The sequence below is a fragment of the Arthrobacter sp. E44 genome (assembly GCF_041877125.1).
GTDB lineage: Bacteria > Actinomycetota > Actinomycetes > Actinomycetales > Micrococcaceae > Arthrobacter.
The window spans coordinates 1-14979 of the sequence record NZ_JBHDJA010000029.1 but is presented as its reverse complement, the minus strand read 5'-3'; the positions used below and the strand labels follow the sequence as shown (position 1 = coordinate 14979).

Sequence of the window (14979 nt, the reverse complement as noted above, 5' to 3'; positions counted from 1 at the left end):
AAATACGTCAACTGAACCCACCTCCAACCTTAGCGCATACTTTAACTATGCACTAAGGTCTAATCATGATCACCGTGAATAAGTTGCGGCATGATAGAACCCATGCCCCGCTACGTCCGACCCAACGTGTCCGCCTCTTTGGAGGCAGCCATTGACGCGTTCGGCGGCAACCATGCCAAGGTTGCCGTCCTCGGCTTCCTGGCAGAGCATGGTCCAGCCACGGCCGCCGAAGTCGCAGAAGGAACTGGGCTCGGGCGGCCCACCGTGAAGGCCCACCTGTACCAACTCGCGGACACAGGGGCCGTAACCGCAGACCCCCCGAAGAGCCTCCGCGTAGAGGACAGGGTGGGCAAGAGAGTCCGGTACGCGGTTGTACGCGAGGAGATCGTCAAGCACTACGAAGCCCTTGGCCGCGCCTTAAAGATTGCCGAGTAGTTCCCGCACGCCGTAAGTGCATGGTTAAACTGCGCGCCGCTGGCGTGTCGCTCTCAGCTTCCGTCTACGTACATCATTAGATTTAGGGCATGGCTGACCGACTCCCTTGGGGTACCCGGAAAGAACCCGTCCGTCTTGGATGGGCGATTGAACGAGCGCGCAAGAAGCGCCTCGATGCCCTGGCGCAGAGGGCCGGCGTCTCCAGCGCCGTGTTCCTGGAAGCCATGATCGACCATGTAGAGGCTGAAGTAACCTCCGACGGGCTGCCGTCCTGGTGGTCCCAAGAAAAGGGAGTCCTGCCCATCACCGCTGCTTAAAGGCTGAAGGCCCGCACTAGGCGGGCCTTCAAAAGTATGTCGTTCAGATCGAGTTCTTGGCGGGACGCAGATCTGAACTTTCAAAACACCTACTAAGTAGGTGGGTATTTCTATGCCCTCCTACAGGAGGAACTTCTGTGCCCCATGCTACCTGAATCCCATTGCGCGTCAACGGCTACACCTCAGTGTGTTGCCCGTCAAGTCACAGCAGACGATGGCCCGCAGCGGTTGCTTCTGACCCCCGAGAACGTGTCCGCACTCGGTGCCGCCCTTCCGTCGACTGCCGAAGCGGAGCCCTCCTCCCCCGCTACCCCCAGGAAGAGCCGAAAAGGCCGCAAGGGCAAGCACAAGCCTAGGCGCGTCAGGAAGGCCAATGAGCGAAGCAACCGGGCCGTCTGGTCCGTCATCCCAGCCGGACACAGACCCGCCCGGCACGTCATTCGGTGGCTGCGCAGCTTCCAAGACATTCCGGCGTTCCAGCTGGCCCGCAAGGACCTGAAGGCCAACATCTGGCGGTTCGCCAACGCGCTGGCTCAGTGCCCGGGTTTTGACCCTGCGAGCATGACGATCATGCCCGTCTGGCAGCGGCTCCAGGAACGCTTTGGGTTTCCACCGAAAAGCATCTCCAACTACTTCCGCCGGCTGCGGGATTGGGGTGCCCTGGCGGTCGTGGCCACGGGGCGCACAGCCGAGTTCACTCCGAAATCCAGCGGGCGTACAGAGAATGAAGCTGCCATCTACGTGCTGCTCGAAAAGGTCGAAGAAAAGGATGTGGAAAAAAGTAGCGTACCGGTGCCCACTAGGGCAGTTAATAACCCCCCGCACGCGCGGGCGGGCGAAGATTCAAAGATTCACATGGAAGCGGCTCCGCCGCTCACTTCTTCCAAGCGCGCCGCACAGCGGCGCGAAGTCAATCACCAACTGCTCAATCGGAAAGACCCATTCTGGGATCCGAACACGACGACAAACGCCAGGAACAAGCGTGAGCGACGCGAGGCTGAGCGTCTAGCCTCGCTGGAGCTCCAATTCAGGTCTTTTCCGCTGCAACGCATCTCGACAGCCCACGTTGCCGCCATCTGCCGGCCGTTCCTCCGGGCAGGTTGGACGGTCAAAGACCTGAAACACGCCATTGACTGGCGGCCGAACACTGACGCCAGGTACCACCACGACGGTGCAACCGGCGTCGACAACGTTGGCGCGTGGCTCAAACACCGCCTCAGCAAATGGGTCCGTCCGGACGGAGGGTTCTACCGCTCCCCCAGCCAGAAACAGGCAGCTGAGCAAGCCCAGCGCGTCGCTGAACGACGCGCAGCTGATGAGCGCCGCGAACGCGACCGCGCCGAAAGGGCCACCTACTCCCCGCCGCCCATCGGATGGCGGGAGCGAGTCGCCCTGGCACAGGAAGCCAAAGGAGCGTGAAAGGTCAGCCGGAAGGCCCCGTCGAAAGCCCAACCGACCCCCGGGGTGGCTCACCGGGCGGAGCTGCCCCCCGCGGAGCGTTCCTTGGCCTTGGAGAAGGGGGCGTTTCCCTTGCGCACGACTAGCCCTATCCAATATATCCACAAGATATATTGCCTCTCTTGGATACATAGGATAGGTTGGATACAAATGTTATCCATTATATCCACTCGACCCAAAGGGGAAGTTGGATATAATGGAACTAATAGACAGATTGGAACCATTTTATGAGTGCAACCATCTATGCCGTCATCAACCAGAAGGGCGGGGTAGGAAAAACCACTGAGACCATCAACCTGGCGCGCGTGGCCAGTAACGACCTGAGGCGAACGCTGGTCATAGACGCGGACGCACAAGGCAGTCTTACCGGTATTCTGGCCGCCGATGAGGTGGCGCGCGACCAGCTCTCATTCGCAGATGTCCTGGTGGGGGAGAGCATCAAGGACGTGGCCGTGCCGGGTATCTGGTCATCACTGAGCGTTCTCCCAGGCAACCGGAATACCGACAAGGCAACGAAGCAGCTCGCGACAGAACACGGACGCGAATACCGCCTGCGGGAAGCCGTTGAGAAGGTCAGGGACGACTACGACCTGATACTCATTGACTGCGCTCCAAGCCTGGACCTTCACACAGTTAACGCTCTCACTGCCGCTGACCGAGCCGTTGTCATGACACAACCCGGCAAGTTCTCCCTGGACGGCTTGGGGGAGCTGCAGCAGAGCTTTGACAGTGTTCAGAAGTACTACAACCCGCTCCTCACCGTCGCGGGCATCGTGGTCAACGGCATGCGGAACACCGTGGGTCACCGAACCTGGATCAGCGACCTCGAAAGCAGCACACCTTGGCCAGTCATCGGCCCCAATGTCCCCATGCGAAGCCTCATCCAAGACGCGCAGGAAGCCGCCTACGGTCTTGATCAGTGGAACGTTGAACCCAAGCTTGGCCGGGAAACCTACGAGATGTACGCGAGACACTACGCGGCCCTGGAGAAACTGGACCTCCGTAGCCACCTCGAATCCGTGTTCCCCAAACATGACTTCAGCGAAATGAAAGGACTCTAGACCATGCCAGCCCGCCCGGCCCCGAAACGCAGCAGTTTCGGCGCAACCCACCCCATAGAACACATCGAGGACACGCCGGCTGCTGTGCGCCCCGCTGCAGCAGAGCAGCCAAAACGCTCCGCCAGAGGCACCGAGGAAGCAGTTGCAGCACCCGCCGCGGAGACGCCTGACTCCCGCCGGAGGCCCGGCCCGGCCCCGTCTGGAAGGGTCAAGAAGAAGGCTGCAGTGTGGGCTGATGAGGAAGTGATTGAAAGGATACGCGGCGCGTGGTTCCACACTCCAACAACGTCAGGAGAAAGGGAACTCTCATTCTCTGACTTCCTGCTTCAGGCAGCGCTTACCCGCGCTGCCGAGCGTGAAAAGGCCTATAACAAGGGTAAGGAGTTCCCGCCGGCGCCAGCGGGAAGCATAGGAGTAGGCCGCAAAGCCTAGCCGTTCCAAAGTATCCATTGTATCCAATAGATATAGCGTCTACAGATTTCCTTTGCCCAAGGGAAAAACCAGCAAAGGCCGGCACCTACGTCGCCAACAGTTTTCCTGGTGCGGTTGGCCGACGCGTCGAAGGTATGAAATCACTAACACTCCAACACACTGGGCATTCAGGCTTAGCGCCGGATCTCGGGCGTCCGTCCCCCAATCCCCGGAAAGCGGCTGTCAGCGTGTCTGATGTTTTCGCCCTTTTCGCTTTGGGGCTTCGGAGGGCTCCTCGTCCCGGGCGTATCCCTCAACGGCGATCGTCTCGATTTCTGGACCCCTCAGAATGACCGTGCGCAGCGTCGTCGCTGCGAGTGCAGTGGGATTCTCCGAGTCGGCGTGAAGGATCGGGGCGTGTAGGACCAATTCCCGGTCGGCGAGCTCGTGTTCAGTGCTGAAGGCTAGAACGGGGCCAACCCAGACGCCTCCCGATTTCATTTGGACTCGTGCCACCGAAATATGGCCGTTTGGTACGCGGGATTGAAGTACTTCTGTCCAGAGGGAATGTGAGGAGGTTACTCCCGGTGAAAGCCACGTGAACCTTGCTTTGATCCGGTTGAGCACGCCGTGGAGTTTCACCCAGATGTGTACGAAAAGGAAGCTGGTTACCAGGTAGACAGCCAGGCTGGCGGTGAGCTGCCGAGCGTGCGCGCCAAGGTACTGAGGGTCTCGTTTGAGGAGGGCTGCGACGTCGGGAGGGTCTTCAGGACTCAGGATGTAGAGCCAGAACAAGAACGCCAAGGCCCCTGCGAAGACACCGATTACGACAGAGGCGACGACTGCCCGGCTGGCCTCGTAGAAGGCTGATTCCTTAGTCCGTGTATAACGTCGTCCCCGGACAAGCTCGTAGTAGAAACCGGGTGCGACGGCCAGTATGAATACTAGGACGCTAAAGGCCGAAGTTGGCACTAGTCGTTGTCAGTGCCCGTCAACGTGCTCGTGTCGCTTGTGCTGGTCAGGTTGGCGATGATGTCCGCTACCGTCTGGTTTGACACCGTCTCTTTATGGGATGAGACGGTGGAGAAGCCCTTTTCGATGACGTCGAAAGTGGGGGCAGGGCGTGTCTCTTCGTCGGCCATTTCGGTGGGTCCTTCCTGGCAAGCTTGGGCGGAGTTTCCGCCTGCCGACAATTCTACTGGGACGTGCGACTCAAACTCCGTTCTCAATCGCTGAAGCCACGGCGGCACCAGCAGCGGAGGGACGTGTCTAGCTAGGCCTTTCCATCACTCGACGCTTGCCTAAGCGCGGCAAGATACTCGTGAGCCTGTTCGCGGTCGCTGCTCTTCTCCTGGTCCGAAAGTGCATCGTACGGTGTCGCGATCTGCCGTTCCCATCTTTCAACCAGGTGGGCTGGGATCAGCAGGCTCCCATCCTCAAGAACGGTGCACTGTTCGTGGAGGTACTTCTGCCAGTGAGCCCAACGCTCGTGTTCGACCGCGGCGGTGGCTTCCAAAGCCGCTGATGTGGCCAGGAAATCCTGCGACTCGTGGGGCATCAAATTCTTCTCTGCTTTACAAGCTTCCAGTAGTGCTCTCCGAGAACTGTCAACTCGCAGGCCTTGCTTTCCATAGCGGCAAAGTACATGTGTCGGGCATCGACCGGGCGGACTAGATTGACCTTGACGTATTTCTGAAGCACTGCAAGCGTGGCGTTGTTCGCTGGATCTGGGTCAGGGATCGCGGGATCGGCAAGCTGTTCCGCGGAGCGAACCGGTTCATAGGAAGGGTCCAGTGGAAGTTGGTAGTCCGGGGACGGAAAGATCGTGGTGAGCTGTTGCAGCTCTGTCAGTGCGATAGGGGGCTCGGTGCGTCGCAATGAGACGAAGGTTTTCACGTTCGTTTTGAAGACGGGGCGCTGCTGCCACGGGCCTAGGGACTGATCGACGTGCGCATACACGCTACCCGGGGTGATGTCTCCAACCAGGTTCGCTGCGGCGCCGTTAAGAGCATCGACAAGAAGGTTCGTGAAAACCCCTGACCCGTCGGACGCCAACGCGTATTGCTCAGCGGTCGAGGCCGAAAGGATAGTTATCCCGTCCCGGATGTCCGCCTGGTGTGCGCCAGCCGCGGCGTTCGCCACTGCACCGCTATGACAGCTGTCAAGGATGATGACTTTGTTCGTCGCGGGAGACTGGTTCGCGAATGCCATGACTTCATTCAGGGAAAGGCCGTCATCACCGGTTCGTGCATCACTGGCGCAGAGGAACCCGCCGGTGTCCTCAAGGTAGCCATGGCCCGAGAAATAGAAGAGAGCGATCTCAGCATCACCACTGAATAGCTCCCGCACCGCCGCCTTCAACTCGGTACGATCAACCGTCGCGGTCGGCCCGGTGCTGGAAAGCAGCTTCGGATTGGCGAAGTTCAACGTGCCGTCGGAATGGCGTTCCAAGACGGAGTTGACGGCGTAAGCGTCGTTTACGCATCCGTGAAGCGGTTTGATGTGCTCGTAATAGTCAACGCCAACGATGAGCGCTTTGCGCATGCCCACTTATAGCGAGTCGATGAAGGTGCTGATGTTCGCGTCGCTCCATGCAGATGTGCTGACCCCCGCGATGGTGGTCCGGTCGGCAGAGTAGGCCCAGATCCCCTGGACAGGCTTGCCCTCTTCTTTCGCGCAGGCAATCTCCCACTTTTGACCCGACGATGTCAGCGAGTTCTTGCTTGCCAGGACAATCACTCCATCGGACCGCTTGATACGCGTGCGTACCTTGTCCTGCCAGTTCGCGTCATATGCCTCTTTCACCGACATATCGATGAACTCATAAGGCGCACGAGGCGACAGTGACTGCCCCTTCAGGAAATCACGCTGCCGTTCATCCTCAATCGCAAATGCGACGAAAACTACCTTCGTACCAGCCATGTCGATCTCCTCGTCAAGTAGGTCACTAACTCACGGCTCATCATAGCCAGCAGGTCCGACAAATGTGCCCGTCACGGATTGCCCGTCGTCAGATTCGGATTCCACATGCGGCGGTCCCGCCTGATTTCGAGGCCGGATTCCTCGACTTGTTGACGTCCACGGTCCGGTTGGGGTCGTGGGCTCTATGCAGGAGTGTCCTCTGGTGGCTACGCAACAGTCGACGTGTTCCTGAGCTCGCCAGGCCCGCACGACGACTGTTGCTTAGTCCTTAGCGCCGGATCTCGGGCGTCTGTCCCTCGATCCCCGACTCCGGGAAGGTGTACATGTCCTGGACTCCGGTGAAAGACGAGGCCTGACAGCCCACTGTCCATGGGCCGCCAGCACCCTTCGGGGACTGACGGTGGCCACCGCGCACCAACAACGCCAGTTAGAACGTTAGCGTCCGGATATTTCGCTAATTCAGAAGCCACCCCTGTTAGGCGTCGCCCGGCTCAAGAGCAGGGTCTTACGAGACCCCCGGCGACCAGCGGGCCACCGGGGCTGGGGGCAGCGGGCCGCGATTCTGAGACGCCGCTTAAAATGTTGAAAAGTAGTAGTAGGAGTAGTAGCGTTACTACTCCTACTACTTTTCATGGAGGAGACGCCGTGACGTCGAGTGTGAAAGATCGCGTGTTTGCCGCCGCCGAGCAGATTAGCGCCGAGCGCCGACCGACCGTCTCCACGGTCCGTGCCGCCGCGGGCGTCAGTAACGCGGACGCTACCCGCTACCTCAAGGAATGGAACGAGCAGAAGCTCGCCGCCGGGGGACAGGTCGCCGCGACACCGCCGGCCCTGCTCGAACAGGCAACCCGGCTCGCCGCTGCCTGCTGGGCCGAGGCGTCCACCTTGGCGGCCGAACGGCATAGCGCCGTAGAGACGGCCTGGGCGCAGGAACGCAAGGACAAAGACCTGGAAATCTCCGAGCTGGTGGCGGACCTGGACAAGGCTGCAGCGGAGAAGGAATCCGCGGCCGCCGAATATCAGGCCCGCGTCACCGCCCTGGAGTCGCAGGCGAAGGCTTTGGAGCAGCAGCTGGCCGCGCTGGGCTCTGAGTTGGAAGACTCACGTACGGCAGAACGTGCTGCTGCCGGCGCGGCGGCAGAGGCGGAGAAGAAGCTCGCCAGTGCCGAGGCACGCAGCACGACCCTGGAGAAGGTACACAACGCCTTGCTGCAACGCGTCGCGCCGGAGGCAAAGGCCCCCGGTGCTTAAGAGAAGAACAAATGCTTCTCGCCGTACTTCACCAAAACCGAACAGGTGGCCCGGGTGCAGGGCGCGCCAGGAGCAGGCCGACCAGTAACGGCGGTTTCCGAGCATAAGAGCTTCAGGTGTCGTTTTCAGAAGTCATCTGCACAGGCGCCCGCGGAACTCCGGGGTAGTGCAGACGAGTATGGACATTGAAATGTCAGAAGTGCCCTGCACGGAACTGCATTCTGCTCAAGAGTCCTCTGCACCAACCATCACTTTTCAGAAGTCGCCTGCACCAACCAGCAGGAACTACTTCTTTGAAGCCTCAGCAGTACCTGCGGCCGGGACCCACCGGTAGAGCGTCGGCACGGAGACTCCTAGGGTGTCGGCGACCTCCCGGGGCGGTGTTCCTTGCTTGAGCAGCTTTCGGGCTGAGCGGATCTTGGCATCCGTCATGATGCGTTTGCGGCCACCGACCCGTCCTTGTTCCCGCGCGGCCTGAAGTCCGGCCTGCGTACGTTCGACCATGAGTTCCCGTTCCATCTGGGCCAGGGAAGCCATGACGTTAAAAAAGAAGCGTCCAGAGACCGTGGTGGTGTCGATCGCATCGGTGAGGCTGACGAATCCTACGCCGCGGTCGTTCAGTCCGCCGGCGAAATCCAGGAGGTCTTTCACGCTCCGACCCAGGCGGTCCAGCTTCCACACCACCAGAGTGTCGCCTTCGCGCAGGTTGTCCAGCGCTTGGTCGAGGCCAGGGCGTTGGGACTTGGTGCCGCTGATCGTGTCTTTGTAGATCTTGTCGCATCCGGCCTTCTGTAGGGCGTCGCGCTGCAGGTCCAGGTTCTGGTCCCGGGTGGAAACCCGGGCGTAGCCGATGCGGTGCGTGGTCATGGGGGTGTTCTCTTCTCAAAACTCGGTTCGTGGTCTTATTTCGACTCTACCGATTCGAGAACTATTTGTGAGAACCGGGGTGCGGGCTGCCGTTTTTCTTCGTCGAGCCCATTTTCCGCGGCAGGACGTCGCGCCACACCGATGAGCGCTCGACCCGGGATTCTCGATTCGTAGCTTTCTCGGAATCCTTCCTTTGTAAGAGCCAGAAGGGCCGCCGACCGGGAGAACGGCGGCCCTTCAACAAGGGGCCGAATTCCGCGCTGCTACAGAAACCGGCTCATAGGGCCAAGCACCGCGACTGCTTCAGGGACGGTTCACCAGGACGCTGGCCGCCGGCGCAACTATTTGACTTGAAAAACGCCTCCAAATATGATCTTTTCATCGCCCCGATGCTTTCCCCCAATAGCATCGGGGCGATCAATTTTTTCTCGAAGAGCAGCCCATCCAGGCCCCTCGGGTCAGCCTGAACCTGCAGGCAGGTCACGCTGGTGCCCGGTAGGCGATCAGAGGCAAATCAATGGGAAGGGGCGGCGCACAGCCGGGCAGGGATTCCTGCACCAACGTGAGATTCCTAAACGAGCAGACCGTCAGTATGCTTATCATGTTGGTTTGGGAGTTTCGGAGGGGACGCTGGCCCCTGGTGCGTTTTCAAGCGAACAAAGGTGGTGGATGTTATGAGTATCCAGCCAAAGGACTTTCCGCTGATCGACGCGGAATGTGTCCCTCAACTGCAGCTGCAGGCCTTGGAAATCATTGATGAAATCCTCAGCGGTACTGATCCGGCAGAGGAAAGCGTCCGGAGGTCATTAGGTGGGCATGTCGCCCGCTGGCCCGGCCAGCCGGAACGTGCTCTGCTGATGCATATGATGACCGTCCGGCGCCCCGATCACTGACGTTCTCATTGGCCCAAACGATGACTCCTGCGGCACCTCTTCCAACCGGTGTCATGACCCTGGCGGCAGACCCTGGTCCGCTGCCCCAGGACGGGCTGAACGTATGATGAGGGCTGGAATTGACCGGGCTTAAAGGGATCAATGCCCGGCCGCGGCGTACATGGACAGCTGGATTTTCACGGTTTACAGAAAGCGGTAGTCGTCGTGTCGGAGGGTTTGTTCACCGGGTCCGCGGGGGTTCTGGTCGCCGACCGGTACAGGATCGACGCCGTGATCGGGCGCGGCGCGACAGCTTCGGTGTACCGGGCGCGAGATGAACAACTGGGCCGGGACGTCGCGCTGAAAGTGTTCAGTGCGGGGAACGCGGCCGGGCCGGGACGCTTCGAAGCGGAAATGCGGCTCGTGGCCACCTTCAACCACCCCGCACTGGTGACCCTCTACGACGCCGGCACCGATACGCGGGTCCCGGAGGAGCCCCGGACCTTCCTGTCCATGGAGTTGATCAACGGACAGGACCTGCACGCTAGGCTGCGGGGCGGACCGCTCAGTGCCCATGATGTGGCCTGCATCGGAGCGGACCTGGCCTCGGCCCTGGACTATGTCCACGGACGCGGGATCATCCACCGCGACATAAAACCGGCCAACATCCTCCTCGCAGAGACACGCCCAGGAACCGCGCCCCGGCCCAAGCTCACGGATTTCGGAATCGCCCGGATCCTGGAAGGCCCGCGCCTGACCGCTACCGGGCTCACCGTCGGAACGGCCGCCTACCTGAGCCCGGAACAGGCCACCGGGACCGTTCTCGGGCCGGAAAGCGATATCTATTCCCTGGGACTGGTCCTGCTCGAATGCCTGACCGGAACCCTCGAGTACCCCGGCACCAGCGTCGAATCAGCAGTCGCCCGGCTGCACCGGCCGCCCCGCATCCCCGCCGCCCTCGGCCCGCGATGGGATGCCCTGCTAAGGGCCATGACAGCGACGGAACCGGCCGGACGTCCCGCAGCAAGGGATGTCGAAACAGCACTCCGGGCCGCCACCGGCTCCGGCGTCCCGGCAGCCCTGCCCGGGAACGCGGGCGGGGTGACCCAGGCCCTCGCCGGGATGCCGGACCGTCCGCCCCGCACCGGCAAACAAAACACCCGAACGCGCGTCCTGATCCCTACCCTGCCGGGGGAAGACGCTGAGCACACGGCCGCGACGGCAGCACCTGCCTCGCCGGACCCGGGCCAGCGGCGCCGAAACCTACCGCGCCGGGTGGCGTGGCTCGCCGGTGCCGGTCTGACACTGGCCATACTTGTGATCGCGGTCGTTGCCGTCTTCCACGCCCAGGCCCCGGCATCCCCGGTTCCGCAACCTTTGCCGAGCATCCCCGGTCCCCTCGGCCAACACCTCGAACAGCTGAAGAAGAGCATCACACCATGACCCGGACAGTGAACAGACTCCTTGGGATCGCGGCGGCCGCTGTGCTGGCTGCCGGCATCCTCGCAGGCTGCGCGAACACCCAGACTGACCTGCACCCCGACACCGCCGCAAAGCTCCAGGACCGACTCCAGTCACTCGCCCGCTCGGCCGCAGACAAAGACTTCCCCGCGGCGAGGACCGAACTGGACCTGCTCGCCGGCGACGTGTCCACAGCCGCGGCGAACGGTGAGCTCTCCGCGGGGCGGCGGCAGGACATCCAGAACGCGATCGACCTCATCCGCGCTGACCTGACCGCAGCAACCCCGACACCCGTCCCGACCCCGGCGCCAGCCCTGCAGACACCTGCGCCGACAGTGCCACAATCGCCCGGTAACGGCAAAGGCAACGGCAAAGGCAACGGCAAGGAAGAAAGCCACAGCACGGACGACTGAGGTTCCGGGCCGGTTTCGGGTTTAGAGGTAGCTGCAGATGCGTTCGGGGTCGCAGGCTGCGGGGTCCCCTGCGGCCGCGGCGTCATGGAATTCGGCGACAGTTGCCCGCAGTGCGGTGAGTTCTGCGATCTGGGCGTCGAGGTCCCGGAGCTGTTTGGCCAACAGGTCCCGGACGTGTACGCAGGGGGCTTGGCCGATGTCCCGGACGGAGAGGATGTCGCCGATCTGGGCCAGGGTCAGCCCGGCGGTGCGGCCGCGGCGGATGAATTCCAGTCGGCTGACCGTTTCCTGGGGGTAGTCGCGGTATCCGTTCGGCGCTCTGTCGGCGGCCGGCAGCAGGCCGCGGTCCTCGTAGAACCGCAGTGTCTTGGCCGTCAGACCGGCGGCCGCGGCGGTTTCGCCGATACGCATCATGCACCTCTTGTCCCGGGGGGGATTCCTCCCTTGACCTTCCAGTTTAGTGGAAGGTCAAGAACGGGTACAGGAACCCGTGCGTGCCGGCTTGGGACAGCGAACGCCCACTTTGTTCGGATGGCGTTGAGTCCGGTGAGGACTCCGCGGTTCCGGGCCGGCGGCGGGTCAGTCTCTTGACCTTCCCCCATGATGGAAGGTGCAGACTGGGGGCAGACCCATACACGAGGCACCGTTGCGGGCGTTCCGGGACGGTGCTGCTGTACGACTTTGGAGGATTTCATGTCTGAACCAACACCTGATTTTGATCTGGCCGTCATCGGCTCCGGCGGCGGAGCGTTCGCGGCCGCGATCCGGGCGACCAGCCTGGGCAAACGCGTCCTGATGATCGAGCGTTCCACCGTCGGCGGCACGTGCGTGAACACCGGCTGCGTTCCCTCCAAAGCACTCCTGGCCGCGGCAGAGGCCAGGCATGTTGCCCTGGACGCGTCCGGCCGGTTCCCCGGTATCAGCACCTCAGCCGCCCCGGTGGACATGGCCGGGCTGATCGGCGGGAAGCGTTCCCTCGTGGAGACGATGCGTTCGGATAAGTACGTGGACCTGATCGCGGACTACGGCTGGGAGCTGCGCCAAGGCGATGCCGTGTTCGCCGGCACCCAGGACGATCCGGTCCTGGAAATTACCGGTGCGGACGATGCCCGGGAATCTGTGAGGGCCGCGCACTATCTGGTGGCCACCGGCTCCGCCCCGTGGGCGCCCCCGATCGACGGACTGCAGGACACTGGCTACCTGACCTCCACCACGGCGATGGAACTCGAGGAGGTCCCTGACTCCCTGCTGGTGATCGGCGGCGGGTACGTGGCCCTGGAACAGGCCCAGCTCTTCGCCCGGCTCGGGTCCAGGGTCACCATGCTGGTCCGCTCCCGCCTGGCCTCGGCTGAGGAACCCGAGGCCTCCCGCGCCCTGATGGGTGTCTTCGCCGACGAGGGGATCCGCGTCGTCCGCAGGGCGGCCGTGTCCTCCGTGGGCAGGGACCCGGCCACCGGCGGGATCATCGCGACCGCGGCCGTCTCCGGCGGGCAGGAGGAATTCCGGGCCGCCAGGATGCTGGTCGCCACGGGACGCCGGCCGGTCACGGAGGGCCTGAACCTGGCGGCGGTCGGCGTCAAGACCGGGGACGGCGGCGAAATCCTCGTGCAGAACACCCTGGCCAGCACCAACCCCAGGATCTGGGCCGCCGGGGATGTGACCGGACACCGTGAATTCGTCTACGTCGCAGCGTCCCACGGCTCCCTGATGGTGGAGAACGCCTTCAACAACGCCGGCCGCGAGGTCGACTACCGGCACCTGCCCCGGGTCACCTTCACCAACCCGGCACTGGCCGCGGTCGGGATGACCGACAAGGAAGCCAACGAGGCCGGCATCCGGTGCGAATGCCGGGTCCTGCCCCTGGAATACGTGCCCCGGGCCCTCGTGAACAGGGACACCCGCGGCTTCATCAAGATCGTCGCCGACGCCGACACTGGACGGATCGTGGGAATCACCGCCGTCGCCAAGGACGCCGGGGACCTCGCCGCGGCCGGGGTCTACATTCTGGAAGCCGGGATGACCGTGAACCAAGTCGCGAACCTGTGGAGCCCCTACCTGACGATGGCCGAAGGCCTCAAAATCGCAGCCCAGTCCTTCACCACGGACATCTCCAAACTCTCCTGCTGCGCCTCCTGACACCTGCCCTCCCCACACGGCCCGGTACTCCTGAGAGTGTCGGCAGGGGCAATCTGGATGATCGAGTCCTATTGGTTCAGTGGTTGTAGGCGATGACTGAGCCCTGAACGGCCCTACCTTACGGACATGCCGTCGTTCTGTTGTGGCAGCGACCGTCGTTCATGATTTGGCGAGGTGGCGGTAGATGGTGGGCCGGGTAACGCCAAATTCCTTGGCAATGTGCTCGACCGTGTGGGCACGTCTGCCGTCTGGGCCTTTTTCTTCATACATTTCCTGGGCCAGCCGTACTTGGCGGGGGCCGAGTTTGGGTTTCTGGCCGCCGGTGCGCCCCCTCGCCCTGGCCGCGGCCAGACCGTCACGGGTACGTTCGGACATCAGCGCGTGTTCGAACTCGGCGATCGAGCCAAGGATTTGGAAGAACATCCGCCCCATCGGTGTGGATGTGTCGATGCTCTGGTCCAGGACCACCAGATCAACCCCGCGCTCCTGGAGTGTCTTGGAGACCTCGATGAGGTTTTCCAACGACCGGCCGAGTCGGTCAAGTTTGGTCACGACGAGTTGGTCCCCAGCGCGGTTGGCCGAGAGCAGGGCCTTGTCCAGTTCTGGCCGGCGGGCTAGCTTTCCCGAGGCCACATCAACGAATACCTGGTCACAGCCGGCCGCGGTCAGGGCATCGTGCTGGGCTTCGGGGTGCTGATCACGGGTAGAGACCCGTCCGTATCCAACGCGCATCCCCATAACGTATCACCAACCCTGCACGGCATTACACAGACGCGTACGCGGAAAGCATTACAAAATCGACCCCTGAAGTGCGCGATCCGCTGAACAGGTCGAGAGATGTCTCGCGAACGATCGTTACCGTTACGGCTGTGTTCTGTAAGTACCTCCGCTTCCGGAAGTTGCGGGGCAAGTCGGGGCATGAGGATGGCATCGTCATCAAGAGAGACCTGAAGATGCTGACGCGCTTGGCCGAGGTGGAGCGGAATGCTCGTTCACGGGGGAGCGTGTCTATGCCAGCGCCTGCACGATGAATGTCCTAAGTGCCAATGGTGTTGCCCGTTTTTCAGGACAGGCTCAGGATCCCGGCGGCGAGCTCAGGGGCCTTGCCTCGTGATTCTCCTCGCCGGGCTGAAACCGCCGGGACTATCTCATTAACGGTGTATCCGGCGGTTTCCTTTAGTAGTTTTCAGCTGCCGGGAATCGGTCGCTGAAGGTGATGGCGAAGGCGTTCAAAGCGGGCTTCCAACGCACGGCCCATCGGGTCCTGCCGGCACCGGTCGGATCGAGGGATCTGGTGACGAGATACAGGCACTTTAGCGCGGCCTGCTCGGTTGGGAAATGACCGCGTGCCTTCACGGCCCGCCGGTACCGGGCG

Annotated in this window: 18 protein-coding genes; 9 read left to right on the top strand and 9 right to left on the bottom strand. The window is 62.2% G+C overall.

Annotation, left to right across the window (positions count from 1 at the left end; genetic code table 11):
• The first annotated feature begins 90 nt into the window (after positions 1-90).
• The 4 genes from ACETK3_RS19190 (at position 91) to ACETK3_RS19175 (ending at position 3271) form a co-directional block, all read left to right on the top strand.
• A complete protein-coding gene (locus ACETK3_RS19190) occupies positions 91-435 on the top strand; it encodes an ArsR/SmtB family transcription factor (RefSeq protein ID WP_373993391.1) in 345 nt (114 codons plus the stop codon).
• 89 nt (positions 436-524) lie between these two features.
• The gene (locus tag ACETK3_RS19185) at positions 525-752 is read left to right on the top strand and encodes a hypothetical protein (RefSeq protein ID WP_373993390.1); all 228 of its coding nucleotides are present in this window, start codon (positions 525-527) and stop codon (positions 750-752) included.
• Positions 753-1313: 561 nt separating this feature from the next.
• Positions 1314-2171 carry a hypothetical protein gene (locus tag ACETK3_RS19180; protein WP_373993389.1) on the top strand — a complete coding sequence of 286 codons (858 nt, stop codon included), beginning with the start codon at positions 1314-1316 and terminating at the stop codon, positions 2169-2171.
• Positions 2172-2437: 266 nt separating this feature from the next.
• Positions 2438-3271, top strand: a complete 834-nt coding sequence (locus ACETK3_RS19175) for a ParA family protein (protein ID WP_373993388.1) — start codon at positions 2438-2440, stop codon at positions 3269-3271.
• 654 nt (positions 3272-3925) lie between these two features.
• On the opposite strand, the gene ACETK3_RS19170 is transcribed toward ACETK3_RS19175, so the two are convergent.
• The 5 genes from ACETK3_RS19170 to ACETK3_RS19150 all read right to left on the bottom strand — a co-directional run bounded on the left by ACETK3_RS19170 (position 3926) and on the right by ACETK3_RS19150 (position 6604).
• The gene (locus tag ACETK3_RS19170; protein ID WP_373993387.1) at positions 3926-4654 is read right to left on the bottom strand and encodes a DUF6338 family protein; all 729 of its coding nucleotides are present in this window, start codon (positions 4652-4654) and stop codon (positions 3926-3928) included.
• Positions 4654-4824, bottom strand: coding sequence for a hypothetical protein (locus ACETK3_RS19165; protein ID WP_373993386.1), 171 nt, complete (start codon positions 4822-4824; stop codon positions 4654-4656). Before ACETK3_RS19165 ends, ACETK3_RS19170 begins: the two co-directional genes overlap by 1 nt.
• Before the next feature lie 131 nt (positions 4825-4955).
• The gene (locus tag ACETK3_RS19160; RefSeq protein WP_373993385.1) at positions 4956-5240 is read right to left on the bottom strand and encodes a hypothetical protein; all 285 of its coding nucleotides are present in this window, start codon (positions 5238-5240) and stop codon (positions 4956-4958) included.
• Positions 5240-6226: a caspase domain-containing protein gene (locus tag ACETK3_RS19155; RefSeq protein ID WP_373993417.1), complete on the bottom strand. Its 987-nt coding sequence runs from the start codon at positions 6224-6226 to the stop codon at positions 5240-5242. The genes ACETK3_RS19160 and ACETK3_RS19155 overlap by 1 nt, the downstream gene beginning before the upstream one ends.
• Positions 6227-6232: 6 nt before the next feature.
• Positions 6233-6604: a TIR domain-containing protein gene (locus ACETK3_RS19150; protein ID WP_373993384.1), complete on the bottom strand. Its 372-nt coding sequence runs from the start codon at positions 6602-6604 to the stop codon at positions 6233-6235.
• 645 nt (positions 6605-7249) lie between these two features.
• On the opposite strand from ACETK3_RS19150, the gene ACETK3_RS19145 reads away from it, so the two are divergent.
• Positions 7250-7855 carry a DNA-binding protein gene (locus tag ACETK3_RS19145; protein ID WP_373993383.1) on the top strand — a complete coding sequence of 202 codons (606 nt, stop codon included), beginning with the start codon at positions 7250-7252 and terminating at the stop codon, positions 7853-7855.
• A 285-nt stretch (positions 7856-8140) separates the two neighbouring features.
• On the opposite strand, the gene ACETK3_RS19140 is transcribed toward ACETK3_RS19145, so the two are convergent.
• The gene (locus ACETK3_RS19140; RefSeq protein WP_373993382.1) at positions 8141-8722 is read right to left on the bottom strand and encodes a recombinase family protein; all 582 of its coding nucleotides are present in this window, start codon (positions 8720-8722) and stop codon (positions 8141-8143) included.
• A gap of 674 nt (positions 8723-9396) precedes the next feature.
• Here ACETK3_RS19140 and ACETK3_RS19135 point away from each other — a divergent pair.
• From ACETK3_RS19135 to ACETK3_RS19125, 3 genes are all read left to right on the top strand, one after another.
• A complete protein-coding gene (locus ACETK3_RS19135) occupies positions 9397-9615 on the top strand; it encodes a hypothetical protein (RefSeq protein ID WP_373993381.1) in 219 nt (72 codons plus the stop codon).
• Positions 9616-9819: 204 nt separating this feature from the next.
• Entirely contained in the window at positions 9820-11037 is a 1218-nt protein-coding gene (locus ACETK3_RS19130; RefSeq protein ID WP_373993380.1) for a serine/threonine-protein kinase, read from the top strand.
• Positions 11034-11468, top strand: a complete 435-nt coding sequence (locus ACETK3_RS19125; RefSeq protein WP_373993379.1) for a hypothetical protein — start codon at positions 11034-11036, stop codon at positions 11466-11468. Before ACETK3_RS19130 ends, ACETK3_RS19125 begins: the two co-directional genes overlap by 4 nt.
• A gap of 21 nt (positions 11469-11489) precedes the next feature.
• On the opposite strand, the gene ACETK3_RS19120 is transcribed toward ACETK3_RS19125, so the two are convergent.
• A complete protein-coding gene (locus tag ACETK3_RS19120) occupies positions 11490-11879 on the bottom strand; it encodes a heavy metal-responsive transcriptional regulator (protein ID WP_373993416.1) in 390 nt (129 codons plus the stop codon).
• 282 nt (positions 11880-12161) lie between these two features.
• Between ACETK3_RS19120 and merA the strand changes: the two genes are divergently transcribed.
• Complete coding sequence (gene merA / locus ACETK3_RS19115) at positions 12162-13604, top strand: mercury(II) reductase (protein ID WP_373993378.1); 1443 nt, start codon at positions 12162-12164, stop codon at positions 13602-13604.
• A 159-nt stretch (positions 13605-13763) separates the two neighbouring features.
• On the opposite strand, the gene ACETK3_RS19110 is transcribed toward merA, so the two are convergent.
• A complete protein-coding gene (locus tag ACETK3_RS19110) occupies positions 13764-14336 on the bottom strand; it encodes a recombinase family protein (protein WP_236803046.1) in 573 nt (190 codons plus the stop codon).
• A 444-nt stretch (positions 14337-14780) separates the two neighbouring features.
• Positions 14781-14979, bottom strand: a 199-nt coding sequence (locus ACETK3_RS19105) for a transposase (protein WP_373993377.1), incomplete at its 5' end; no start/stop codon positions are given.